The sequence below is a fragment of the Thalassovita sp. genome, from assembly GCF_963691685.1.
Taxonomy (GTDB): domain Bacteria; phylum Pseudomonadota; class Alphaproteobacteria; order Rhodobacterales; family Rhodobacteraceae; genus Thalassobius.
Map to the genome: position 1 here is coordinate 3,071,071 of NZ_OY829290.1, position 21,630 is coordinate 3,092,700.

The 21,630-nt window shown below is 59.6% G+C and carries 23 protein-coding genes; 15 read left to right on the forward strand and 8 right to left on the reverse strand.

The features are described 5' to 3' along the window. Positions 1–5: 5 nt before the first annotated feature. The 4 genes from ACORLH_RS14720 to nthA form a co-directional block, all read right to left on the reverse strand. The gene (locus ACORLH_RS14720; RefSeq protein ID WP_321829111.1) at positions 6–1,319 is read right to left on the reverse strand and encodes an adenylosuccinate synthase; all 1,314 of its coding nucleotides are present in this window, start codon (positions 1,317–1,319) and stop codon (positions 6–8) included. Positions 1,320–1,553: 234 nt separating this feature from the next. Beyond that, the gene (locus tag ACORLH_RS14725) at positions 1,554–1,922 is read right to left on the reverse strand and encodes a nitrile hydratase accessory protein (protein WP_321829112.1); all 369 of its coding nucleotides are present in this window, start codon (positions 1,920–1,922) and stop codon (positions 1,554–1,556) included. After that, a complete protein-coding gene (nthB, locus tag ACORLH_RS14730) occupies positions 1,919–2,641 on the reverse strand; it encodes a nitrile hydratase subunit beta (RefSeq protein WP_321829113.1) in 723 nt (240 codons plus the stop codon). Before nthB ends, ACORLH_RS14725 begins: the two co-directional genes overlap by 4 nt. Continuing rightward, on the reverse strand, positions 2,638–3,306 hold the full coding sequence (nthA, locus tag ACORLH_RS14735) for a nitrile hydratase subunit alpha (RefSeq protein WP_321829114.1): 669 nt from the start codon (positions 3,304–3,306) through the stop codon (positions 2,638–2,640). Before nthA ends, nthB begins: the two co-directional genes overlap by 4 nt. Positions 3,307–3,513: 207 nt before the next feature. Here nthA and ACORLH_RS14740 point away from each other — a divergent pair, with 207 nt between their 5' ends. The 15 genes from ACORLH_RS14740 (at position 3,514) to ACORLH_RS14810 (ending at position 17,454) form a co-directional block, all read left to right on the forward strand. Next, positions 3,514–3,909, forward strand: a complete 396-nt coding sequence (locus ACORLH_RS14740) for a DUF6524 family protein (protein ID WP_321829115.1) — start codon at positions 3,514–3,516, stop codon at positions 3,907–3,909. A gap of 470 nt (positions 3,910–4,379) precedes the next feature. After that, entirely contained in the window at positions 4,380–4,742 is a 363-nt protein-coding gene (gene secG, locus ACORLH_RS14745) for a preprotein translocase subunit SecG (RefSeq protein ID WP_058241712.1), read from the forward strand. Between the two features lie 173 nt (positions 4,743–4,915). Beyond that, entirely contained in the window at positions 4,916–6,559 is a 1,644-nt protein-coding gene (locus tag ACORLH_RS14750) for a CTP synthase (protein ID WP_321829116.1), read from the forward strand. A 111-nt stretch (positions 6,560–6,670) separates the two neighbouring features. Further along, complete coding sequence (locus ACORLH_RS14755; protein WP_321829117.1) at positions 6,671–7,324, forward strand: hypothetical protein; 654 nt, start codon at positions 6,671–6,673, stop codon at positions 7,322–7,324. Between the two features lie 76 nt (positions 7,325–7,400). Next, the gene (locus ACORLH_RS14760; protein WP_058241715.1) at positions 7,401–7,697 is read left to right on the forward strand and encodes a DUF1330 domain-containing protein; all 297 of its coding nucleotides are present in this window, start codon (positions 7,401–7,403) and stop codon (positions 7,695–7,697) included. A 112-nt stretch (positions 7,698–7,809) separates the two neighbouring features. Next, positions 7,810–8,298 carry a TerB family tellurite resistance protein gene (locus ACORLH_RS14765; protein ID WP_321829118.1) on the forward strand — a complete coding sequence of 163 codons (489 nt, stop codon included), beginning with the start codon at positions 7,810–7,812 and terminating at the stop codon, positions 8,296–8,298. Between the two features lie 65 nt (positions 8,299–8,363). Then, positions 8,364–8,801, forward strand: coding sequence for a TerB family tellurite resistance protein (locus ACORLH_RS14770; protein WP_321832830.1), 438 nt, complete (start codon positions 8,364–8,366; stop codon positions 8,799–8,801). A 206-nt stretch (positions 8,802–9,007) separates the two neighbouring features. Next, positions 9,008–9,784, forward strand: coding sequence for an ABC transporter ATP-binding protein (locus ACORLH_RS14775; protein WP_321829119.1), 777 nt, complete (start codon positions 9,008–9,010; stop codon positions 9,782–9,784). 59 nt (positions 9,785–9,843) lie between these two features. Beyond that, complete coding sequence (locus ACORLH_RS14780; RefSeq protein WP_321829120.1) at positions 9,844–10,551, forward strand: transporter substrate-binding domain-containing protein; 708 nt, start codon at positions 9,844–9,846, stop codon at positions 10,549–10,551. A 101-nt stretch (positions 10,552–10,652) separates the two neighbouring features. Beyond that, a complete protein-coding gene (locus tag ACORLH_RS14785; RefSeq protein ID WP_321832831.1) occupies positions 10,653–11,534 on the forward strand; it encodes an ABC transporter permease in 882 nt (293 codons plus the stop codon). Further along, on the forward strand, positions 11,531–12,337 hold the full coding sequence (locus ACORLH_RS14790; RefSeq protein ID WP_321829121.1) for an ABC transporter permease subunit: 807 nt from the start codon (positions 11,531–11,533) through the stop codon (positions 12,335–12,337). The genes ACORLH_RS14785 and ACORLH_RS14790 overlap by 4 nt, the downstream gene beginning before the upstream one ends. A 191-nt stretch (positions 12,338–12,528) precedes the next feature. After that, positions 12,529–13,860 (forward strand): glutamine synthetase family protein, encoded by a 1,332-nt coding sequence (locus tag ACORLH_RS14795; RefSeq protein ID WP_321832832.1) that lies wholly within the window; start codon positions 12,529–12,531, stop codon positions 13,858–13,860. Between the two features lie 120 nt (positions 13,861–13,980). Beyond that, a complete protein-coding gene (locus ACORLH_RS14800; protein ID WP_058241722.1) occupies positions 13,981–14,676 on the forward strand; it encodes a type 1 glutamine amidotransferase in 696 nt (231 codons plus the stop codon). Continuing rightward, a complete protein-coding gene (locus ACORLH_RS14805; protein ID WP_321829122.1) occupies positions 14,673–16,031 on the forward strand; it encodes a glutamine synthetase family protein in 1,359 nt (452 codons plus the stop codon). Before ACORLH_RS14800 ends, ACORLH_RS14805 begins: the two co-directional genes overlap by 4 nt. 205 nt (positions 16,032–16,236) lie before the next feature. Then, entirely contained in the window at positions 16,237–17,454 is a 1,218-nt protein-coding gene (locus ACORLH_RS14810) for a DegT/DnrJ/EryC1/StrS family aminotransferase (RefSeq protein WP_321829123.1), read from the forward strand. A 125-nt stretch (positions 17,455–17,579) separates the two neighbouring features. On the opposite strand, the gene ACORLH_RS14815 is transcribed toward ACORLH_RS14810, so the two are convergent. The 4 genes from ACORLH_RS14815 to ACORLH_RS14830 form a co-directional block, all read right to left on the reverse strand. After that, complete coding sequence (locus ACORLH_RS14815) at positions 17,580–18,545, reverse strand: LysR family transcriptional regulator (protein ID WP_321829124.1); 966 nt, start codon at positions 18,543–18,545, stop codon at positions 17,580–17,582. 1 nt (position 18,546) lies between these two features. Then, positions 18,547–19,119 (reverse strand): polyhydroxyalkanoate synthesis repressor PhaR, encoded by a 573-nt coding sequence (gene phaR / locus ACORLH_RS14820; RefSeq protein ID WP_321829125.1) that lies wholly within the window; start codon positions 19,117–19,119, stop codon positions 18,547–18,549. A gap of 141 nt (positions 19,120–19,260) precedes the next feature. Beyond that, positions 19,261–19,704 carry a phasin family protein gene (locus ACORLH_RS14825; protein ID WP_058241727.1) on the reverse strand — a complete coding sequence of 148 codons (444 nt, stop codon included), beginning with the start codon at positions 19,702–19,704 and terminating at the stop codon, positions 19,261–19,263. 130 nt (positions 19,705–19,834) lie between these two features. Further along, a complete protein-coding gene (locus tag ACORLH_RS14830; RefSeq protein WP_321829126.1) occupies positions 19,835–21,628 on the reverse strand; it encodes a class I poly(R)-hydroxyalkanoic acid synthase in 1,794 nt (597 codons plus the stop codon). Between the last annotated feature and the right edge of the window lie 2 nt (positions 21,629–21,630).

Below are 21,630 nucleotides of genomic sequence, written 5' to 3' on the forward strand. Positions count from 1 at the left end.
GGTACTTAGTCCGCGAAGGGGTCGGTGACCAGAATTGTGTCTTCCCGCTCGGGCGAGGTCGACAGCAGCGCCACCGGGCATTCGATCAGCTCTTCCACCCGTTTGACGTATTTCACCGCGTTGGCCGGCAGATCGTTCCAGCTGCGCGCGCCTTCGGTGGTCTCGGACCAGCCGTCCATTTCCTCATAGATTGGGGTGCAGCGGGCCTGCTGATCGGCGGCGGTCGGCAGATAATCCAGACGCTCACCGTCGAGATCATAGCCAACGCAGATTTTCAGCGTCTCAAACCCGTCCAGCACGTCCAGCTTGGTCAGGCAGATGCCTTTGATGCCCGAGGTGGCGCAGGTCTGACGCACCAGAGCCGCGTCAAACCAACCGCAGCGGCGCTGACGGCCGGTGGTGGTGCCAAACTCATGGCCGCGGGTGCCCAGACGTTCGCCATCCGCATCCGGGGTGCCGTCCTCTTTCAGCAGTTCGGTCGGGAACGGACCTTCACCAACGCGGGTGGTGTAGGCCTTCACGATGCCCAGCACGTAGTCGATCGAACCGGGGCCGATGCCCACACCGGTCGCCGCCTGACCGGCAATCACGTTTGACGAGGTCACAAAGGGGTAAGTGCCAAAATCAATGTCCAGCAGGGCGCCCTGCGCGCCTTCAAACAGGATCCGTTTGCCGGCTTTGCGCTTTTCGTTCAGCACCTTCCAGACCGGCGCCGCATAGGGCAGGATTTCCTTGGCGATGTCTGTCAGTTTTGCAATCAGCGCTTCGCGGTCAATCGGCTCCACGCCCAGACCTTTGCGCAGCGGATCATGGTGCTGCAGCGCCCGATCCACCCGGGCCTCCAGCGTGGCCGGATCGGCCAGATCTGCCACACGGATTGCGCGGCGACCGACCTTATCTTCGTAAGCCGGGCCAATGCCGCGGCCGGTGGTGCCGATCTTGGTCCCTTTCGAGGCCGCCTCTTCCCGCGCGCGGTCCAATTCACCGTGGAACGGCAGGATCAGCGGGGTGTTTTCGGCGATCATCAGCGTCTCAGGGCTGATCTCAACCCCCTGTTCGCGCACGGTTGCGATCTCATTGATCAGATGCCACGGATCCAGCACCACGCCGTTGCCGATGACCGAAAGCTTGCCGCCCCGCACCACACCCGAAGGCAGCGCATGCAGCTTGTAGACCTTGCCATCGATGACCAACGTGTGGCCCGCGTTATGGCCGCCCTGAAAACGGGCGATGACGTCGGCACGTTCCGACAGCCAATCCACGATCTTGCCTTTACCCTCATCGCCCCATTGGGCGCCGACGACGACGACATTTGCCATTGCTGGTCCTCTTGTGATGTCTGGATCGGTTTGCAAATTCAGTCAAACCGGCGTCCGTATAGCGATACCGGCGGTGTGAGGGAACCGAAAACATGGCTGAGCGGGAGGAAATCCAACCTCAACCCGTGGTACGCGCAGCATTGATGCCTTTTGTCTGCACTTAATGGCGTTCTGGCACCGTGTCGTCTGCGGGATGAAAATTCTGGCGCACCCCCGTCACATCCTGAGGTGAGATTATTGCGCCAGCTTCACCGGCGCCCCATGTGGCGTGGTCAAATAGGCCTCTTCCCACCGGGCCCGCGTGTGTTCCACCTGCGCTGAGGAGGCTGCGCCGATTTCCGCCAGAAAGCTCTCAAGCGTTTCCAGCCAGGCGGCAAAATAATCCTCTCCCCCGTTAAGCGCCCGATCATGACCATGTTCCTTCAAGGTGGTCGAGAAGCGTTCGACCCAATCGGTCCAACTGAAATGCCCGGCCACGTTCAGACCGACCGTCAAGGCAAAGACCTGGGCATGCCAGGGTTGTTCAAAAACAGGGTCCGGCGCGGCGAAAAGCCCTTCCCCTTCTGGGGTATCGGCCTGCGGCAAATCCAGACAGCTGCTCATGCTTCTTCCTCCGGTAAAAGGTAGCTTTGCCACAGATCCAGAACCACCTGATCACCCGGATGCTCCGGATGCGCCCACAGTTCCGACGCGGCAAAGCGCACGGCGTAAAGTGGCTCCGGCGCCTCCCCCAACCCATGGGCGGCACTGTCAGGCAGCACATGGTTGCCATGGTAACGCTCAATATGACCCACTGCTCCGGCGGCATAATTGGGCAATCTGGTGTGGCCGCCGTTGACCAAGGCGCTGCTCCTCAAAGGCCGCGTGCGTACCTTCTGCCCCGGTTGGAACCACGCGGCAGGCCCCTCTGGCCGGTCCGCCGGACCACCTTTCGCCAGCACCGCGGCAACCTGCTCGGGTTGCAGCCGACGGGAGGACAGCGGATGGCCCTGCCTTTTTTGCTCTGAAACCCCGGTCTGATCCTTTGCCCTCTCAGCGGCCTGCTCCAGATCCTCTAGGGTCAGAACACCGGTCTCGACCAGCAAGTCAGCAAGCGCCGAAATCCATTTCTCATAGTAGCTGAAGCGGCTGTAATCCTTTGGCGACAGGCGTTCACGTGCATGGCGAGAGGTGTCGATATTCCACTGGCCGAGGCTGCCACAGGCCAGGGTCACAGCCAGCACGCGGGCATGCCATTCCGTTGCAAAAACAGGTGCATCCTGCGGTTCAGGGATGACCGCGCCATCGCCAAAACGCCCGCCCATGTCGTGCACCCGGTTCATTCTGCGGCGCCTTCCACCGACTGATTTGACGTCTCACCATCCTCGGCGACTGACGAGGCAGTAAGCGCAAGACCGGTGCCGATCATGCTGTCGCGGCTGACGAGGGAAACGAGCTGATCCTCAGTCCACCCTTCGGTCCCTCCTGGGCGCATGGGCAACACGAGGTAGCGCACCTCTGCCGTGGAATCCCAGACCCGGACCGAGGTGTCAGGCGGCAGGGTAACCCCGAACTCAGCCAAAACCTTGCGCGGTTCGCGAACAGCGCGGGCCCGATAGGCATCGGATTTGTACCATCCGGGCGGAATACCCAGCAGTGGCCACGGATAACAACTGCAAAGGGTACAGACGACCATATTGTGTTGCTCTACGGTGTTTTCTACCACGACCATATGTTCGCCCTGACGGCCATAGTATCCCAGATCGCGCACCACTTCGGTGGCGTCCTTAAGCAGCGCCTGTTTGAAATCCGGATCCATCCAGGCCTTCGCAACCACGCGGGCACCGTTTTGTGGGCCAATTTTGTTTTGATAGGTGTCGATAATCTCCTCTAACGCGGCGGGGTCGATAAGCCCTTTGTCGCAGAGAATCGTTTCCAAAGCTTTAACGCGCAGCGCCGGTTCCGGCGGCAGCAACGCATGGGGATGGTCGTGATGATCATGTGGCATGCCGACATGCTGGGCCAGAGCGCTGGCGCTGTCCACTTTTTATTAATCATTCAACGCAACAATACGACCAACACGCGATTCCCTAAGGACGAACTAGGAGGAGGCTTGGAGACACAACACCCGACAATACATCACAAAGATGCCTAGACAGACCTGCGGGAATAGGCTCAGCTGTCACCACCGATGTGACAGAGGAGTGTGACACGCATGGGGTTTCTGATCAGATGGCTGCTGGCCTTCGTGCTGCTGACAGCAACGTTTAACCCGACGCAGTGGAACTACAGCAGCTGGGTCTGGCAGAATTTCTCGGATCAGATGCCAATGGCCGTCTTGCTGGGGCTTTTGCTGTCGGTGGGCTACATCATCTATCTGCGCGCCACATTGCGGTCGATCGGCGGGCTTGGGATGGTGTTGATTCTGGCCATATTCAGCGCCCTTGTCTGGGTGCTTTATGATTACGGCATTCTGAGCCTCACGGATGGGGACAGCTACACTTGGTTGGCACTCATCGCGTTGTCACTGGTGCTTGGCATCGGACTGAGCTGGAGCCATGTGCGCCGCACCCTGAGCGGCCAATCCGATATGGATGATGTGGACGAGTAAATAGCCTGACGTTGATTGCACTTGGTTTCTCAACAAGGTGACGGTGCGCGGCAGGGTCGAAATCGGCGATTTAAACGGGAGACATATCGGCTGTCTAAGGACACGACGGTCTCGGTACTGGCAGATAAACTGGGTATTTTGACACCCGAGCGGCCCACCTTTGTGGCCAGCTATCCCGGGATCTAACCCGTTTTATAACACACAGGATCCACGACGCCTGCCCTAGGCAATTATAACATCCCGCACATGACCTAGCCTGTCGCGCAGTCGACTCCGAAAGTGGTTCATCACCCTTCGCTCGGCAGACCCGATCCGACGACTCTTCACCGGCGCATTGCGCCTGTTCGGCAACACCTCAGAGCACGGAACGGAAAGGAACGCAGATTTGCAGCGCCCGAAGCCCCTTCGGGGTTGCACCACCCCGCGAGAGACCTTAAGTAGCCGCATCGAACAAATCCGAAGGCTGCCTCATGGAAAACGTCGTTCTCATCATCCACCTTCTCCTCGCACTCGCCCTAATTGGCGTGGTGCTGATGCAACGGTCTGAAGGTGGTGGGCTCGGCATGGGCGGTGGTGGCGGTGGTGCCGTCAGTGGCCGCGCAGCGGCTACGGCCCTGGGCAAAGTGACCTGGATCCTGGCGATTGGCTTCATCATCACCTCGATCTCGCTGACCATCATTGCAGCAGATAAATCTTCGGACAGCTCGGTTCTGGATCGCGTCGGCGCAGGCAGCGCAGCCAGCGATGCCCCGGCAACCGAAGCGCCCGCGGGCAGCGAATTGCTGCCGCCGTCGGCTGGCGACAGCGCACCGCTGGTGCCGCGCGCCGACTGAACCAAACCCTGACTTTCTGCAAAAGACCGCAACAGCATCTTGCGGTCTTCTTGCTAATTCTTCGCGAATCCAGTATGGCTTGAGTCCCGTGATGCTACGGTTGTGCGCAACCGTATGGGCTTAGCTTGTGGCGTGTGAAATCGCCGAACGGACTGCACGGGAGTTGCCAAAACATGGCTCGTTTCATCTTTATTACCGGTGGTGTTGTGTCCTCACTGGGCAAAGGTCTGGCGTCGGCGGCGCTGGGATCATTGCTGCAGGCGCGCGGCTATTCAGTTCGCCTGCGCAAGCTGGACCCCTACCTGAATGTGGACCCGGGCACGATGAGCCCGTTTGAACATGGCGAGGTCTTCATCACCGACGACGGTGCGGAGACCGACCTGGATCTGGGTCACTACGAACGGTTCACCGGCGTACCTGCGCGGATGACCGACTCGGTCAGCTCGGGCCGGATCTATTCCAACGTGCTGGAACGTGAGCGCCGCGGCGATTACCTGGGCAAAACCATTCAGGTGGTGCCGCATGTGACCAATGAGATCAAAGACTTCATCTCGATCGGCGAAGATGAGGTTGATTTCATGCTGTGTGAGATTGGCGGCACGGTGGGCGACATCGAAGGCCTGCCCTTCTTTGAAGCGATCCGCCAGTTCACCCATGACAAACCGCGTGGCCAGTGCATTTTTATGCATCTGACCCTGCTGCCCTATCTGGCGGCCTCGGGTGAGTTGAAAACCAAACCGACGCAGCACAGCGTTAAGGAATTGCAGTCCATCGGCATCGCGCCGGATATTCTGGTTTGCCGTTCGGAACAGCCGATCCCGGAAAAAGAGCGTGAGAAAATCGCGCTGTTCTGCAACGTCCGCAAGGAATCGGTTGTCGCCGCATACGATCTGAAATCGATCTATGAAGCGCCGCTAGCCTATCACCGCGAAGGTCTGGATCAGGCCGTGCTGGATGCCTTTGGCATCGCACCGGCCCCGCGCCCGGACCTGTCCAAGTGGGACGACGTTGTGGACCGCACCCACAACACCGACGGCGAAGTGAAAATTGCCATCGTCGGCAAATACGTCCAGCTGGAAGACGCCTATAAATCGGTGAAAGAGGCGCTGACCCACGGCGGCATGGCCAACCGGGTGAAGGTCACTGTGGAATGGGTCGACTCGGAGGTCTTTGACAACGAAGACGCCGCCCCCCATCTGGAAGGGTTCCACGCCATTCTGGTGCCCGGCGGCTTTGGAGAACGCGGCACCGAAGGCAAGATCAAAGCGGCCCAATTCGCCCGTGAACGCAAGGTGCCCTACCTTGGCATCTGCCTTGGCATGCAGATGGCGGTCATTGAGGCGGCGCGCAACGCGGCCGGCATCACCAGTGCTGGGTCGGAAGAATTTGATCATGAAGCCGGCGAAAAGCGGTTTGAGCCTGTGGTCTACCACCTGAAAGAATGGGTTCAGGGCAACGCTACCGTGCGCCGCAAAGAAACCGATGACAAAGGCGGCACCATGCGCCTGGGTGCCTATAACGCGACGCTGGCCGAAGGGTCGAAAGTGGCGCAGGTCTATGGCGGCACCGCCATCGAGGAGCGCCACCGCCACCGCTATGAGGTGGACATCAAATACCGTGAACAGCTGGAGGCCTGCGGCCTGCAATTCTCGGGCATGTCGCCGGATGGCCGCCTGCCTGAAATCGTCGAATGGAAGGATCACCCGTGGTTCATCGGCGTGCAGTTCCACCCGGAACTGAAGTCGAAACCCTTTGATCCGCATCCGCTGTTCAAGGACTTCGTTCGGGCTGCGGTGGAAACCTCGCGTCTGGTCTGATCGGTAAACATTCTGTCAAAGGGCGTCCCTTCGGGGGCGCCTTTTTCTATGTGTGTCAGTGATTTGGCGGCAAATTTGCCAGAAAGGCCAGACCGCCCTACCCTATCTGGCATGCGACATCTGCTCCCTGCCCTTCTTGTGATCTGCTTTGCCAGCCAGGCGATGGCTTGCGCTGCGCCGGTCTGTCAGGTGCCGCAGGCAGAGCTGAGCTTTGGCCGGGTGATCACCTTTGATGATCTGCCGTCCTCGCCAGGGGTTGGGCGCGAGGTGGAGGGCGTGCTGGATCAGCCCGGCGCCCAATTTGGCGAGCGGTTTGCCGGCCAGCTGCTGCTGTCTGAGGGTGGTTTTGACCGCATTGAGGGGCGCGCCCTGGCGCCGTTGAGCGTTCTGGCCGGGCAGACCGGGCAGTCCCTTGGCGTGATGCGGTTGACCCAAACCTCGGTCCTGCAGGGCTATGGCCCGCAAGGGTTTCCGAACGTCGATGCCATCGGCGAGGGAGCTGTGGCCATCTTATTTGACCGGGACCAAAGCGCGATTGGTCTGGACATCCGCGGGGGTGAGGCCGGGATGGCCCGGGTGGTGTTTCTGCGCCGCGACGGGACTGAGATTGCCGCGTTGGAGGTGCAGCCCCTGGCCGAGGACAGCTATGGTTTCCGCCGCAATGCTGCCGCGCCAGACATTGCCGGGATCCTGATCCTCAACCGTGATCCGCAGGGCATCGCATTGGACAACATTCGATTTGACGGGCTGGATCTGCTGGGCTGACCCCCGTGCTTTGCCCATCTTGACCTCCCCCGCTGCAGACCGCAGGGTCGCCACAACATCTTAAGGGAGAGAACAGATGACCAAAGCCTATTGGGTGGCCCATGTCGATGTCCGGGATCCGCAGGCCTATGAGAAATATCGCGCCGCCAATGCCGCGCCCTTTGCCAAATACGGGGCCAAGTTCGTCGTCCGCGGTGGCGCACAGGAACAGATGGAAGGCGCCAGCAAATCCCGCACCGTGGTGATCGAGTTCAAGGACTATGACACCGCCAAAGCCTGCTACGAATCGCCTGAGTATCAGGCGGCCAAGGCGCTGCGCGATCCGGTCTCAACCGGGGATTTGGTGATCGTTCAGGGCTATGACGCCGAATAAAGGCTGTTTGGGCGCGGATCAAAGCAACCCAGAGGCGATCAAACGTCCCCTCAGCGCAGCAATGCGTTAAGAAATCTTTGCGACAACTGCGCGGGCATGGCTAAATCAACCCATGTTCCGCAGTCTGTTCACCGCCCTTCTGGGCCAAGAGGCCCGGAAGACCACAGCGACGCTGACCGAGGCATGCTGTGATGATCCCGACGCAGCGCATGCGCTCGGGGCGCTGCTGGTTCGTGTCGCCCGCGCCGATGTGGCAGATGCAACGGCCCAGCTAGAAGCCCTCAATCAAGAATTGGACCGGATCGAACGGCTGCTGTTGCAGCTCTACGGGCTGAGTGCACGGGACGCCGCCGCGATGCGGGCGACCTGTGAGGCGCTGGAGCAGCGCGCGCCCGACACCGAGATCTTTACCGAGATGATTCGACAGGGCGTCGATTTCGATGACCGCCTGCAGGCGCTTGAAGCGCTCTGGGAGCAATCGCTGAAAGAAGGCGGCGGCGACCAAAGCAGCCGGCAGCGTCTGACCCGCGTGCAATCCGCCCTGGGGCTAACCGATGCCGACAGCGTGCTGGCGCGTTCACAGGCGCTGGAACACGTATAGGCCGATCACCGCCATATTTGGCGCAAGCATTGGACCCAGCCGCCCGGCGTGATTATATCCCCCATATGTTTGCAGATTTCCTGAAACGGCTGACCCAGCCGAGCCCCGCCCCGCTGTCTGAATTTGATGCCCGTCTGGCGCTTGCTGCGCTTTTGGTTCGGGTGGCGCGTGCCGACAATGACTATGCCCCCGAGGAAAAAGCCCGCATTGATCGGATCTTGGCCGCACGGTTTGATCTGGACGGCGCTGCCAGCGCGGCCCTGCGCGCCGAAGCCGAAGCGCTGGAGGCCGAGGCGCCGGACACAGTACGCTTTACCCGCGCGATCAAGGATGCGGTGGCTTATGAGGATCGCCTTGGGGTGATTGAGGCGCTGTGGTCGGTGGTTCTGGCGGATGGCGCCCGCGATGATCATGAGGATGCATTGCTGCGCATGGTTGCAAACCTTCTGGGGGTGAATGACCGCGACAGCAACCTGGCCCGCCAGCGAGTCAGCAACGGCTGATTGCCCCGGTCGGCGGCCTGTTGCGAAAGGCGGCTGTCAACTTGATCAAATCCGCCGCTAGATATTGCCTTTTCGCCGCCATTTTGCGACTGACATTGGGTCAGATTGTGCGATTCCTTGTAAAAACTGCCGTTTTGCAAGTTGCACTGACCAAGAATTTGGTCCCTATTGTCTGGCCTAAACGGGGATAAAAGTCAGGGGCACCCTTGTCCGAACAGGATCCAGTTATCGAAATTCGTGGTCTGCATAAGGCCTATGGCGACCTTGAAGTGATCAAGGGCGTCGATATCACTGCGCGTCGTGGCGATGTGGTGTCGCTCATCGGGTCTTCGGGCTCGGGCAAGTCGACCATCCTGCGCTGCGCCAACCTGCTGGAAGACAGCCAGCAGGGCGACATCCTGTTCAAGGGGGAGCCGGTCACCTGGAAAGGCGACGGCGCACATCGTCATCCGGGCGATCCCAAACAGGTGCTGCGCATCCGCACCAACCTGTCGATGGTGTTCCAGCAGTTTAACCTCTGGGCCCATATGACCATCCTGCAAAACGTGATGGAAGCCCCGGTGACCGTTCTGGGCCGGGACCGCGATGAGGTCGAAGCCTCGGCGCGGCGCTACCTGGAAAAGGTGGGCATTGGCGACAAATGTGACGTTTACCCGGCGCAGCTGTCCGGTGGTCAGCAGCAGCGGGCCGCGATCGCGCGCGCGCTCTGCATGGAGCCTGAGGCGCTGCTGTTTGATGAACCGACATCGGCCCTGGACCCTGAGCTGGAACAGGAAGTGATCAAGGTGATCAAAGACCTGGCCGCGGAAGGGCGCACCATGCTGATCGTGACCCATGACATGAAGATGGCGTCGGACATTTCCAGCCATGTCGTCTTCTTGCATCAGGGTTTGATCGAAGAACAGGGCAGCGCCGAAGCGGTTTTTGGTAGCCCCAAGAGCGAACGTCTGAAACAGTTTCTATCGGCCACCGTCCACGCCTAACGCAGGCGGTGTACGATCCAGAAAAAACGATAACACAAACCAACCAACGGGAGAGATCCATGAAGAACCTGATCCTGAGCACCGCCGTTTTGGCGCTGACCGCAGGCGTAGCCGCCGCAGAAACCGTACGTCTGGGCACCGAGGGCGCCTACCCTCCGTACAACTTCCTGAACGACGCTGGTGAAGTCGACGGTTTTGAGCGTGAGCTGGGCGATGAGCTGTGCAAACGCGCCGAGCTGACCTGTGAGTGGGTCACCAACGACTGGGATTCGATCATCCCCAACCTGACCTCGGGCAACTACGACGCCATCATCGCCGGCATGTCGATCACCGACGAGCGTAAAGAAGTTGTAGACTTCACCCAGGGCTACACCCAGCCGTCGCCGTCGGCCTATGCTGCATTGGCCGAAGGTGTGGACGTGAACTCGGCCATCGTGGCTGCTCAGTCCTCGACCATTCAGTCGGGCCACGTTGCCACCACCGGCGCGACCCTGGTTGAATTCCCCACCCCGGACGAAACCGTTGCTGCGGTAAAGTCGGGCGAAGTTGACGCCGTACTGTCGGACAAAGACTACCTGAACCCGATCGTCGCCGAAGGTGGCCTGGTGTTCATCGGTGACGTTTACCTGGGCGGCGGCATCGGCATGGCCTTCCGCAAGTCGGACGCCGACCTGCGCGGCAAGTTCGACGCGGCCATCGCTTCGATGAAAGCAGACGGTTCGCTGAACGCCCTGCTGGACAAGTGGGAGATCGAGGGCAAGTTCTAAGCCCTCCGTTTCTTAAAAATCTTGAGAGCGCGGGCCCCGGCCCCGCTCTCTTCTTCTTCGCCACGGATCGCGATGATCCGCGCCAGTGAAAGAGGCCCACCATTTTTTCCTATTGCGCTGATCCCGCCACCCTGGAAGGCCTCCAGTGGTTGAGCTGCTACCTGACCACAGGCAAGCACATGGGCTTTTACGTGTCCTTTGGCACGGTCCTGTTGCTGCTGGCCGTCACCGCCCCGGTTTCGCTGAGCTTTGGCTTCTTCGGAGCCATGGCCGCCCGGGCCCGCTTCGCCCCGCTGAGCTGGCTGGGCAAAGGTTATATCGCCATCGTGCGCGGTGTGCCCGATATCGCCTTTTTCCTGTTTTTCGTCATTGCTCTGGATCAGGGCATTGAATACCTGCTGCATTCTGTGCGCTGCCCCGACTGGGATGAGCCGATCCGCCGTGGCACCGACTTTGTGGTCTGTGACATTGCCAAGATGCCTTTGAATTCCTCACCGCAGTGGATTCATGAAATCTACGGCTTCAGTCTAGCTGTGCTGACCTTTGCAATCGTGTTTGGCGCCTTTGCCGCCAACGTTATCTTCGGTGCGATGAACGCTGTGCCGCGGGCACAGATGGAAACCGCCGAAGCCTATGGCATGACCCATCGGCAGGCCTTCTGGCGCATTCTGGTCCCGCAGATGTGGCTCTATGCGCTGCCCGGCCTGTCGAACCTGTGGATGATCCTGATCAAGGCCAGTCCGCTGCTGTTCCTGCTGGGGGTTGAGGACATGGTCTATTGGGCCCGTGAACTGGGGGCCAGCAAGCAAGCCCGTTTCACCGATTATCCCCATGGCGACTGGCGGATGTGGTACTTCCTTGGCCTACTGATCTTCTACCTCGCCTTCACCAAAGTCTCCGAAGTTGTTCTGGAGCGGATCACCAAGAAACTGTCCCACGGTCAGGCGACTGTCGGCGGCGAAGCGCAAAGGAAAGCGGCATGAGCTGTTGGCAAACTGTTCAGGACTACGCATTCCGCTCGATCGGCTATGGCGAACGACGCCTGCCAATGGCGGATATCACCCTGTGTGACCAGTTCACCCTGATTGGTTCAGGTCTGATTTGGAACGTCTATTTTGGGGTGGTCGCGGTGATCTTTGGCTTCTTCTTTGCCAACGCCTTAGCGCTGTCCAAAAACTCGGGCAACCGCGTGCTGAACCTCTCGGCCCGCTGGTTCATCCTGATCTTCCGTGGCTCACCGCTGTTTATTCAGTTCTTCTTTGCCTATTTCTTCTTCCTGCAACTCAAAAGCTGGTCGCCAATCTTTGACCCGCTTTCGGCCGCATGGCTTGGGGCACTGATCGTGTTGTTCCTCAACACCTCGGCCTATGCCGGCGAAATCTTCTATGGCGCGCTACGGGCGATCCCCAAAGGCGACATGGAAGCGGCGGATGCCTATGGGTTTTCGGGCTGGAAGAAGTACCGCAAGATCACCTTCCCGACTATGTTGCGCCTTGCGTGGCCCAGCTACACCAACGAGGCGATCTTCCTGTTTCATGCCACCACGCTGGTGTTCCTGTCCGGTTTCCCGACATGGCGACAGCAGGGGGACGCGCTGTACTATGCGAAATATCTGGCAGACAAGACGTTCAACCCATTTGTGCCTTACCCAATCCTTGCCTGCTATTTCATCCTGCTAACGCTGGTGATTGTGGGCATCTTTGGTCTGGCAAACAAATACCTGAACCGGCACCTGCCGCAGGCCAACCGTCGCAAAATTCGCTTGCGTCCTAATCTGATCCGGTAGTAGACAAGATTTGATCAAATTATTCTGATCCCCGTGCCCCCTTCCAAAGAGGGGGCACATTGCTACACTGGGGTCCATAACTGGCGTTTGGTTTGATCACTGATTGGGACCAAGGGCATGGACCACAGCGCGGCGGGCCGCCACAGCCCCGCACCGCGGCGCCATCCCTTCGAAGGCAAGCGATGGTGACGATGAAAGACTGGCTCTCCACCCACCCTGAAATCCGCTCGATCCGACTGGCGGCGGCTGACCTGAACGGCGTGCCGCGTGGCAAACGGATCCCGGTGAAGTTTGCAGGTAAGGTTGCCGAAGGCGCCGCGCGCTTCCCCTATTCGGTTCTGAACCTTGATATATGGGGCGCTGACATCGAAGACTCCCCGCTGGTGTTTGAAAGCGGTGATCAGGACGGGTTCCTGAAAATGACGAACCGCGGCCCATTGCCGATGCCCTGGCTGGAAAACGCCGCGGCGCTGGTGCCGGTCTGGATGTTCCATGAGGATGGCACCCCCTTTGAGGGCGACCCCCGCCAGGCGCTGCAGCGGGTGCTGGATCGCTACGCCGCCAAAGGCCTGTCGCCGGTTGCTGCGGTGGAGATGGAGTTTTTTCTGGTCGATGACAAAGGGCGCGATCTGAACATCCCGCCCCTGCCCACCTCGGGCAAGAAACGGGCCCGCCCCGATATCCTGTCGCTGGCCAAACTGGACGCTTTTGATAGTTTCTTCAGCGATCTCTATGACGCCTGCGATCTGATGGACATCCCCGCCGATGCCGCGATTTCCGAAGGCGGCGTTGGCCAGTTTGAAATTAACCTGATGCATGGCGATGCGATGAAGGCGGCAGATGATGCCTGGCTGTTCAAGATGCTGGTCAAATCGCTGGCCCGCAGCCACGGCTTTGCCGCCACCTTCATGGCGAAACCCTACCCTGAAGAGGCCGGCACCGGGCTGCACACCCATTTTTCGGTGTTGGATCAGGACGGCAACAACATCTTTGACGATGGCAGCGCCACCGGCAGTGACCAGCTGCGCCATGCGATTGCCGGCTGCATGGCGGCGATGCACGACAGCACGCTGATCTTTGCACCGCATTGGAATTCTTACGAACGGATGGTGCCGGGGGCCCATGCGCCGACCTCAATCTGCTGGGCCCATGAAAACCGCACTGCAGCCATCCGGGTGCCGTCAGGCCCGCCCAAGGCGCGCCGGATCGAACATCGTGTCGCGGGCGGCGATGTGAACCCCTATCTGATGCTGACCGCCATTCTGGGCGCTGCCCTCAACGGTATCGAAGACGCGGTAGAGCCGCCCGCCCCGATCAAGGGCAACTCCTACGATCAGGAGCTGCCACAGATGATTGACGGTTGGCAGCAGGCCATCGACGTCTTTGAGGCCAGCGCGCCGGTTGCGCGGATTTTCCCGGCGGAACTGATCCGCAATCTGGTCATGACCAAACGCCAGGAGCTGCGCGAAATGACGGAGATGAGCGCGGAAGAGCGGCGCGACACCTATCTGGAGGCGGTCTGAGCATACCCTCAGGCGCTTTTTGGCTTATTTGGCCGCGCAACCTGCGGCCCATCCTTCCGGGGGACTTGTTCCCAGAACAGCGCCCCCCTACCCTTAGAACAGTAACAAATTTGGTGTTCCATGAAGATCGGCATCCTGCAAACCGGCCACGCGCCCGACGAAGTCAAAGGTGAACTGGGCGATTACGCCACGATGTTTGCCAAACTGTTGGAGGGCAACGGGTTTGATTACGTCGACTACTACGTCGTTGACGGCGTTTTCCCCGCCTCGGTGGATGAGGCCGACGGCTGGCTGATCACCGGTTCAAAACACGGGGTCTATGAAGACCACGATTGGATCCCCCCGCTGGAGGCCCTGATCCGCGACATCCGCGATGCCGGCAAACCGCTGATCGGCGTCTGCTTTGGCCACCAGATCATTGCCCAGGCCCTAGGTGGCAAGGTGGAGAAGTTTTCCGAAGGCTGGTCCGCCGGACCCACCACCTATGACGTGCAGGGCCGTGAGATGACACTGAACGCCTGGCATCAGGATCAGGTGATCACCCCGCCCGAAGGGGCTGAGGTTTTTGCCAGCTCGGACTTCTGCGCCAACGCCGGTCTGGTGATCGGCAAGCAGGTGCTGACCATCCAGCCGCATCCTGAGTTCACCGCCAAAATGATCGACGGTCTGATCCGCTACCGCGCCCCCGGCGTGCTGCCCGATGAGATGATCAAAGAGGTGGCCGGCAATATCGACGCAAAAGTCGACGATCATGAGTTTGCGGTGATGATGGCCAAGTTTTTCCGTGGCGAAGACATCAAAGGGGATCCTGCATGAGCGACTGGAAAGACAGCCTGCCCGAAGCCGCCCGCAGCTACCTTGAAGGCAACCGGCTGGATGAGGTCGAATGTGTGATCTCCGACCTGCCCGGCATTGCCCGCGGCAAGGCGGTTCCAGCGAAGAAATTCGCAAAGCAGGACAGTTTCTTCCTGCCCGACTCGATCTTTTATCAGACCATCACCGGCGACTGGGGCGAAGCCGCTGGCGAGGAAGGCTTCATCGAACGCGATATGCTGCTGCGCCCGGACATGAGCACCGCTACGGCCGCGCCCTGGACCGCGGACTGGACGCTGCAGGTGATCCATGACGCCTATGACCGCAAGGGTGAGGCCGTGCCCTATTCGCCGCGCAACGTGCTGAAACGGGTGGTGGAGCTTTACCGCGCGCAGGGGTGGGAGCCCGTTGTGGCCCCTGAGATGGAGTTTTTTCTGGTCGCCAAGAACACCGACCCGGCCAAATCGATTGAGCCGATGATGGGCCGTTCGGGCCGTCCTGCGGCGGCGCGTCAGGCCTATTCCATGACGGCGGTGGATGAATTTGGTCCGGTGATCGATGACATCTACGATTTTGCCGAGGCGCAGGGTTTTGAAATTGACGGCATCACCCAGGAAGGCGGCGCCGGTCAGCTGGAAATCAACCTGCTGCACGGCGATCCGGTGAAACTGGCGGATGAGGTCTTCTACTTCAAACGGCTGATCCGCGAAGCGGCGCTGCGCCATGACTGTTTTGCCACCTTCATGGCCAAACCCATCGCGGATGAGCCGGGCAGCGCCATGCATATCCACCATTCGGTGGTGGATCGTGAAACCGGGCAGAACCTGTTTTCTGGACCGCAGGGCGGGGAAACCGATGCCTTCTTCCACTTCATCGCCGGGCTGCAGAACCACCTGCCCTCCGCCATCGCGGTGCTGGCGCCCTATGTGAACTCCTACCGGCGCTACGTGCGCGATCATGCAGCACCGATCAACCTCTCCTGGGCGCGGGATAACCGCACCACCGGCATCCGCATCCCGATCTCGGGACCTGAGGCCCGGCGGGTCGAAAACCGCATCGCCGGCATGGACTGCAACCCCTATCTGGGCATCGCCGCCTCACTGGCCTGTGGCTATCTGGGGCTGATGGAGCAGAAACGCCCCAGCAGCGCCTTTAAGGGGGACGCTTATGAGGATGAGACCGATCTGCCCCGCGTGATGGGTGAGGCGCTGAACCTGTTTGAGGAAAACACCGCCCTGCATGAGGTGCTGCATCCGGAATTTGCCCGCGTCTACACCATCGTGAAACGCACCGAATACGAAGAGTTCCTGCAGGTGATTTCCCCATGGGAGCGGGAGCACCTGCTGCTCAATGTCTGAGCGCCACGCCTGAGCCCACCGAAATTAACAACTGAAAGCCCCGGCCCGCGCCGGGGTTTTTCCTTTTGTTCCCTGCGCGTTGTCCCTACGCGCCAAACCACTGCAATCGATTGAAAACACGAACTGTCGTCACAATTTCATTTTGCATTCATAGAATATTGTTTTAGATTTTCCGAAGAGACATTTCAGGAAAGCCGAAGAACTGATGACACTGCCGCCAAACGTCTATGACGCCGAGCCGATCCCCGAAAGCGCCCGCGCTGAAATTGAACGTCTGCTGAACTCCGGCGATCTGTTCCGCTACACCTCTGGTCAGGACGCCCCGGTATCGCTGCTGGAACGCGACTTTGCTGAGGCGCTGGGGGCAAAATACGCCTTGGCGGTCTCCTCCTGCTCAGCGGCGCTGTTCCTGTCGCTGAAGGCGCTGGGGCTGAAATCTGGCGCCCGCGTGCTGATCCCGGCCTTTACCTTTGCCGCCGTGCCTTCGGCCATCGTGCATGCCGACTGTGTGCCGGTGCTGTCTGAGGTGGGCGACAACTACCGCATTGATATGGAAGATTTTGCCGCCAAGCTGGATGACAGCATTGATGCGGTGATGATTTCCCATATGCGCGGCCATACCTCGGATATGGATGCGATCATGGCGCTCTGCGCCGAACGTGGCAAACCGGTGATCGAAGACGCAGCGCATTCGCTGGGCACCAAATGGCACGGCAAGAACATCGGCACGCTGGGGCAAATCGGCTGTTTCTCGTTCCAGAGCTATAAGCTGCTGAATTCGGGCGAAGGCGGCATCCTGATCACCGATGATGCTGACCTGCTGGCCCAGGCCACCATCATGTCCGGCGCCTATGAACACAATTGGAAGGCCCACCTGGCCCGCACCCCCGAAGATGAGGCCGAGCTGAAAGCTGCCTTTGACCGTTGGCAGAACAAACTGCCGCTTTACAACCTGCGCCTTGGCAACCTGTCAGCCGCGGTGGTGCGCGCACAGATCCCTGAATTGATCCGCCGCGTCCAGGACGGCCGCCGCAACCACGATCATTTGGCTGCGCAGCTGGAACTGTCGCCTTGGATCACCGTGCCGGACAAACTGGCGCCAGAAGAGCGCGCGCCCGATTCGATCCAGTTCAATCTGGTCGGCATGGAAGAGGCTGAAGTGCGCGCCTTTCAGGATGCCTCCAACAAACGCGGCGTGAAGGTGCAGGTCTTTGGCCTGTCGACCGACAATGCCCGCGCCTTCTGGAACTGGGAGTTTTTGGGGCAGGCCCCCAGCCTGCCGAAAACCCGCGCCATGCTGATGCGGGCCTGCGATGTGCGCCTGCCCGCGCGCCTGACCCTGCCAGAGGTCGATGTGATCGCAGAGGCGCTGATCAAGGCGGCCCAAGACGTGCGCGGCAACAGCCGGGCCTTCGGCACCTGATCCCACACCGGTTTAGACGGCCCCAATGGGGCCGTTGCCTTCGGCGAGAGTATTTTTGAAAACGATGAAAGCGCTTTCAATGTTCCTGAAATACTCAATCTGCCCGCCAGCCATCACGCGGAGGGTCAGAGCAGTTTCACCACATCTTTCATAAACGGATAGGCTGTGCAGGCCGGATCGATCACCTGGCGTTGCAGGATCGGTTTCAGCACGGCGGCGGCCTGTTCCGGCATGTCCTGCAGGCTGCCGCGCCGCGCCAATAGGGAAATCCGCCGGGACAGCGGCTGGAACGGCAGCTCAAACACATCCAGTTGAGCGGCAAACCGGCGCGCGCGCATCAGCGCCAGCGGGGTCAGGATGGTCCAGCCCATGCCCTGCGCTACCAGCGCCAGAATGGCGTGATAGCTGTCCAGTTCAAAGCGGTGTGCCAGGGTCAGGTTCTGCCGCGCCAGATGCGCTGACAGGATACGGCCCATGTGATGGCGGGTGGTGTAATGCACCAGCGGTTTGGCCTGCAGCTGCGGCAACAGATCGGCATCCGGGTCAAACATGCCTTTGCCGGCTGCCACCACAAAACCGTCGCTGATCAGCGGATGCACCTCCATCCAGTCCGCCTCCTGCCCCATTTCGGCGGCGACGATCACATCCAGTGCCCGCGCTTCCAGCTGATCATAAAGAGTATGGCTGGCCCCGGTTTCCAGCTGGAACTGACACTGCTGCAGCTCATCCGCCAGATGGGTCAGCAACCGCGGGGTCACATCGGCCTCAAAATCCTCAATCATGCCAAGACGGAACCGGGTCAGCACCGCCATATCCGACATCGCCAATTCTGAGCGGGCAATCGCCGCCTCATTCAGGATGGTGCTGGCGCGGCGGCGAAACAGGTCGCCCGCCGGCGTCAGTGCCAGCGGCCGTGTGTTGCGCAAGAGCAGCGTGGTGCCAAGCGCGCCTTCCAGATTGGTGAGTTGCTGGCTGACCGCCGAGGGGCTGGCCCCCAGCCGCCGGGCAGCGGCTGAGATCGATCCCTCTTCGGCGGTGGCCACAAAGACCTCAACGCCCCAAAGCGTGATGCGGCCGGGGCTGTCGACCATCTTACTTGCCCAGTTTGCTCAGCTTGTCCTGCAGGTCGGCAAGCTGCTCTTTGATGGCGTCCAGATCTTCGGCCTCCTCGGCCTTCGCTGCGGGTTTTTCCGCCGTGCCGCCGCTCCAGCCGCCGGCAAGCCCCTGGCCCAGACCCTGGGTCATGGCCTTCATGAAGGCCTCTTGCTGCGCCTGCAACATTTCAAAGCCGGGCATATTGGCCATCGGGCTGGCCTTGGTCATGTTTTCCATCATCTTGGACTGACCGTCGCGCAGCATCTCAAATGAGGCCTGCAGGAACTGCGGCACCATGGATTCCGCCTGACTGGTATAGGTGCGCACCAGATCAGTCAGCACATTCACCGGCAGGATATTTTCCCCGCGGCTTTCATGTTCTGCAATGATTTGAAGCAGATACTGACGGGTCAGATCGTCGCCGGATTTCAGATCCACGATCTGAACCTCACGGCCATCACGGATGAAACCCGCGATATCTTCCAATGTTACGTAGTCGCTGGTCTCTGTGTTGTACAGACGACGACTGGCGTAGCGCTTGATCAAGAGCGGCTTGTTATCTTCTGCCACTTGTTTCCTCCCCAAAATGCAGCACTGCAAAAAACTCTATGCGAGCGCAGAAAAAAAAGAAAGAGCGGGCTTCGTTAGCCCGCTCTGGACACATCTGGGAGGGAGGAGCGATGTGTCAAAGTCTGTCTTTGGGAGGACAGATTATTTGGCGGCTGCCTTTTTGGCAGCGGCAGTGGCGTCTTTGGCGGCTTTTTGAACCGCGGCCGAGGCCTCTTCGCTCATGTCTTTGCCGGCAGCCATCATCAGCTCAACAGTTTCGGTCTGCAGTTTTTTCGCAATCTCAGCGAAAGCAGCCATGTTTTCCGCAGCGGTTTCTGCCTGAGCCGAGGCAAAGTCACCCAGAGCTTTGGCGTAATCGGCCGGCTCTTCTTTGACTTTGGCAACATCACCCAGTTTGGACAGGGTGTCTTTGGTCCATTTCGAGGACAGCTCCGAGGATTTCTCGGCAGCGGCCAACGCGGCGCTGGTCAGCTTTTCGTTCAGCGACGCCTGGGTTTTGAAGGCATCTTCAACGGCTTTGGTGTCCACTGGGAAGGCACCCATCATGTCTTTCATGATCGCGGTAAAATCTTGCGCTTTGGTCATAATTCAAATCCTTTGCCTCGCCCCGCAGGGCATCAGGGTTTCTCTGCACTTGCAAACAATATGCATGCTGCACCGCAGCAAATCAAGTATTTTTGCTGCGGTGCAGAAAATCCCTTTTTGAGATTTGAAATCAGATACTTGCCTTAACGGCAACATAGGTTCCCGGGGCAGGCTCCATCGCGTCATATCCCGAATCACCGGGGATCCGGGCCGGAACCATCTTGCCTGACCGCTTCTTCAGCCAAGCCTCCCAGCGGGGCCACCAGCTGCCTTGATGGAACTTGGCCTCGGCCATCCAATCGTCTGCATCCTTGCTGAGGTCAGTGTTGGTATAGTGGCCGTACTTCTTCTTGCTGGGCGGGTTCACGATCCCTGCGATATGGCCCGATTGGCTGACGATGAAGCTTTTGTTTTTTGAACCCGTCTGCTGGAACCCGCGATAGCAGTCCTTCCAGCGGGCAATGTGATCGGTTTCGCAGGTGATCGACATCAGCGGCACCTCAACATCACGCACATGTAGCGTTTCGCCCAGGATCTTATAACCGCGGGTGACAAAATCGTTTCGCTGACACAGCGACCGCAGATATTGCATCACCATCTTGCCCGGCAGGTTCGACCCATCACCGTTCCAATAAAGCAGATCAAAGGCCGGTGGCGCCTCGCCCATCATGTAGCTTTTGATGGCGGGGCCGTAGATCAGATCGTTGGAGCGCAGGAAACTCATGGTGCGCCCCATGATGAAGCTGCGCAAGATGCCCTGCGCCTCCACTTCCAGCTCGATCCCGTCAACGAAGTCATCCTGCAGGAAGGGCGTGAACTCCCCCTGATCGTCAAAATCCGTCAGCGCGGTGAAGAAGGTGGCCGATTTGACCGAGGTGTCACCGCGTTTCTTCAGCAACGCCAGCGTCAGATGCAGCGTGGTCCCGGCGATACAATAGCCCACGGCATTCACCTGCTTTTCGCCAGTGATCTCTTTCACGACGCGAAACGCTTCCAGATAGCCCTGCTCAATATAATCCTCCATCCCCACGTCTTTGTCCTCGGGACGGGGATTGAACCAGCTGACCACAAACAGCGTGTAACCCTGATCGGTGATCCAGCGGATCAGGCTGTTTTGTTCCTTCAGATCAAGCACGTAGAACTTGTTGATCCAGGGCGGGAAGATCACCAGCGGCGTTGCATGCACCTGATCGGTGGTCGGGGCATATTGGATCAGTTCCATGATCTGGTTGCGATAAACCACCGATCCTTCGGCCGTGGCGACATTTCGCCCCAGCTCAAAGGCGCTGTCATCAGCCAGCCGCACCAGCATCTCACCTTCATTGGCTTCCAGATCCGCCACAAGGTTTTCCAGCCCCTTCACCAGGCTTTCGCCTTCGGTCTCCACAGCGCGTTCCAGCGCATCGGGGTTGGTGCCGAGGAAGTTGGTCGGCGACATCATGTCAACGATCTGCTGCGCAAAGTAATCCAGCCGCGCCCGATCCGTGGCGGTCAGACCATCGACGTTTTCGACGGCGGTGCGGATTGCCTCCGCATTCAGCATATATTGCTGTTTTACATAGTTAAAATAGGGGTGCGTCTGCCAAAGGGGATTGGCAAAACGGCGATCGGTCGGGGTGGTATCTTCGGGCGCTTCCAGCTTGCCTTTGGCCAGGGCTTGGCTGGCCTCAAGGTAGTGTTTGACCGAATTGCCCCAAAACTCCAGCTGGTTTTCGAACAGTTTCGCCGGGTCCTGCAACATGCCCGACCAATACTGCGTTGCCGCTTTGACAAAGACATCCTGATCCGGGCCGCTCAGCTGTGCGTTGGCCGGATTTCTCTTGGACAGGGCACTCATAAACCGGTGCGAGAGGTCCTCAACCTTGGCCAAATTGGCCTCCAGACGCTCCAAATTTTCGCCCTGCAGCCCCTCTTTTGTTGTCATAT

Coding starts and splice junctions, on each gene's coding strand:
- ACORLH_RS14720 (WP_321829111.1), bottom strand. CDS start 1,319: ATGGCAAATGTCGTCGTCGTCGGCGCCCAATGGGGCGATGAGGGTAAA.
- ACORLH_RS14725 (WP_321829112.1), bottom strand. CDS start 1,922: ATGAGCAGCTGTCTGGATTTGCCGCAGGCCGATACCCCAGAAGGGGAA.
- nthB (WP_321829113.1), bottom strand. CDS start 2,641: ATGAACCGGGTGCACGACATGGGCGGGCGTTTTGGCGATGGCGCGGTC.
- nthA (WP_321829114.1), bottom strand. CDS start 3,306: ATGCCACATGATCATCACGACCATCCCCATGCGTTGCTGCCGCCGGAA.
- ACORLH_RS14740 (WP_321829115.1), top strand. CDS start 3,514: ATGGGGTTTCTGATCAGATGGCTGCTGGCCTTCGTGCTGCTGACAGCA.
- secG (WP_058241712.1), top strand. CDS start 4,380: ATGGAAAACGTCGTTCTCATCATCCACCTTCTCCTCGCACTCGCCCTA.
- ACORLH_RS14750 (WP_321829116.1), top strand. CDS start 4,916: ATGGCTCGTTTCATCTTTATTACCGGTGGTGTTGTGTCCTCACTGGGC.
- ACORLH_RS14755 (WP_321829117.1), top strand. CDS start 6,671: ATGCGACATCTGCTCCCTGCCCTTCTTGTGATCTGCTTTGCCAGCCAG.
- ACORLH_RS14760 (WP_058241715.1), top strand. CDS start 7,401: ATGACCAAAGCCTATTGGGTGGCCCATGTCGATGTCCGGGATCCGCAG.
- ACORLH_RS14765 (WP_321829118.1), top strand. CDS start 7,810: ATGTTCCGCAGTCTGTTCACCGCCCTTCTGGGCCAAGAGGCCCGGAAG.
- ACORLH_RS14770 (WP_321832830.1), top strand. CDS start 8,364: ATGTTTGCAGATTTCCTGAAACGGCTGACCCAGCCGAGCCCCGCCCCG.
- ACORLH_RS14780 (WP_321829120.1), top strand. CDS start 9,844: ATGAAGAACCTGATCCTGAGCACCGCCGTTTTGGCGCTGACCGCAGGC.
- ACORLH_RS14790 (WP_321829121.1), top strand. CDS start 11,531: ATGAGCTGTTGGCAAACTGTTCAGGACTACGCATTCCGCTCGATCGGC.
- ACORLH_RS14795 (WP_321832832.1), top strand. CDS start 12,529: ATGAAAGACTGGCTCTCCACCCACCCTGAAATCCGCTCGATCCGACTG.
- ACORLH_RS14800 (WP_058241722.1), top strand. CDS start 13,981: ATGAAGATCGGCATCCTGCAAACCGGCCACGCGCCCGACGAAGTCAAA.
- ACORLH_RS14805 (WP_321829122.1), top strand. CDS start 14,673: ATGAGCGACTGGAAAGACAGCCTGCCCGAAGCCGCCCGCAGCTACCTT.
- ACORLH_RS14810 (WP_321829123.1), top strand. CDS start 16,237: ATGACACTGCCGCCAAACGTCTATGACGCCGAGCCGATCCCCGAAAGC.
- ACORLH_RS14815 (WP_321829124.1), bottom strand. CDS start 18,545: ATGGTCGACAGCCCCGGCCGCATCACGCTTTGGGGCGTTGAGGTCTTT.
- ACORLH_RS14825 (WP_058241727.1), bottom strand. CDS start 19,704: ATGACCAAAGCGCAAGATTTTACCGCGATCATGAAAGACATGATGGGT.
- ACORLH_RS14830 (WP_321829126.1), bottom strand. CDS start 21,628: ATGACAACAAAAGAGGGGCTGCAGGGCGAAAATTTGGAGCGTCTGGAG.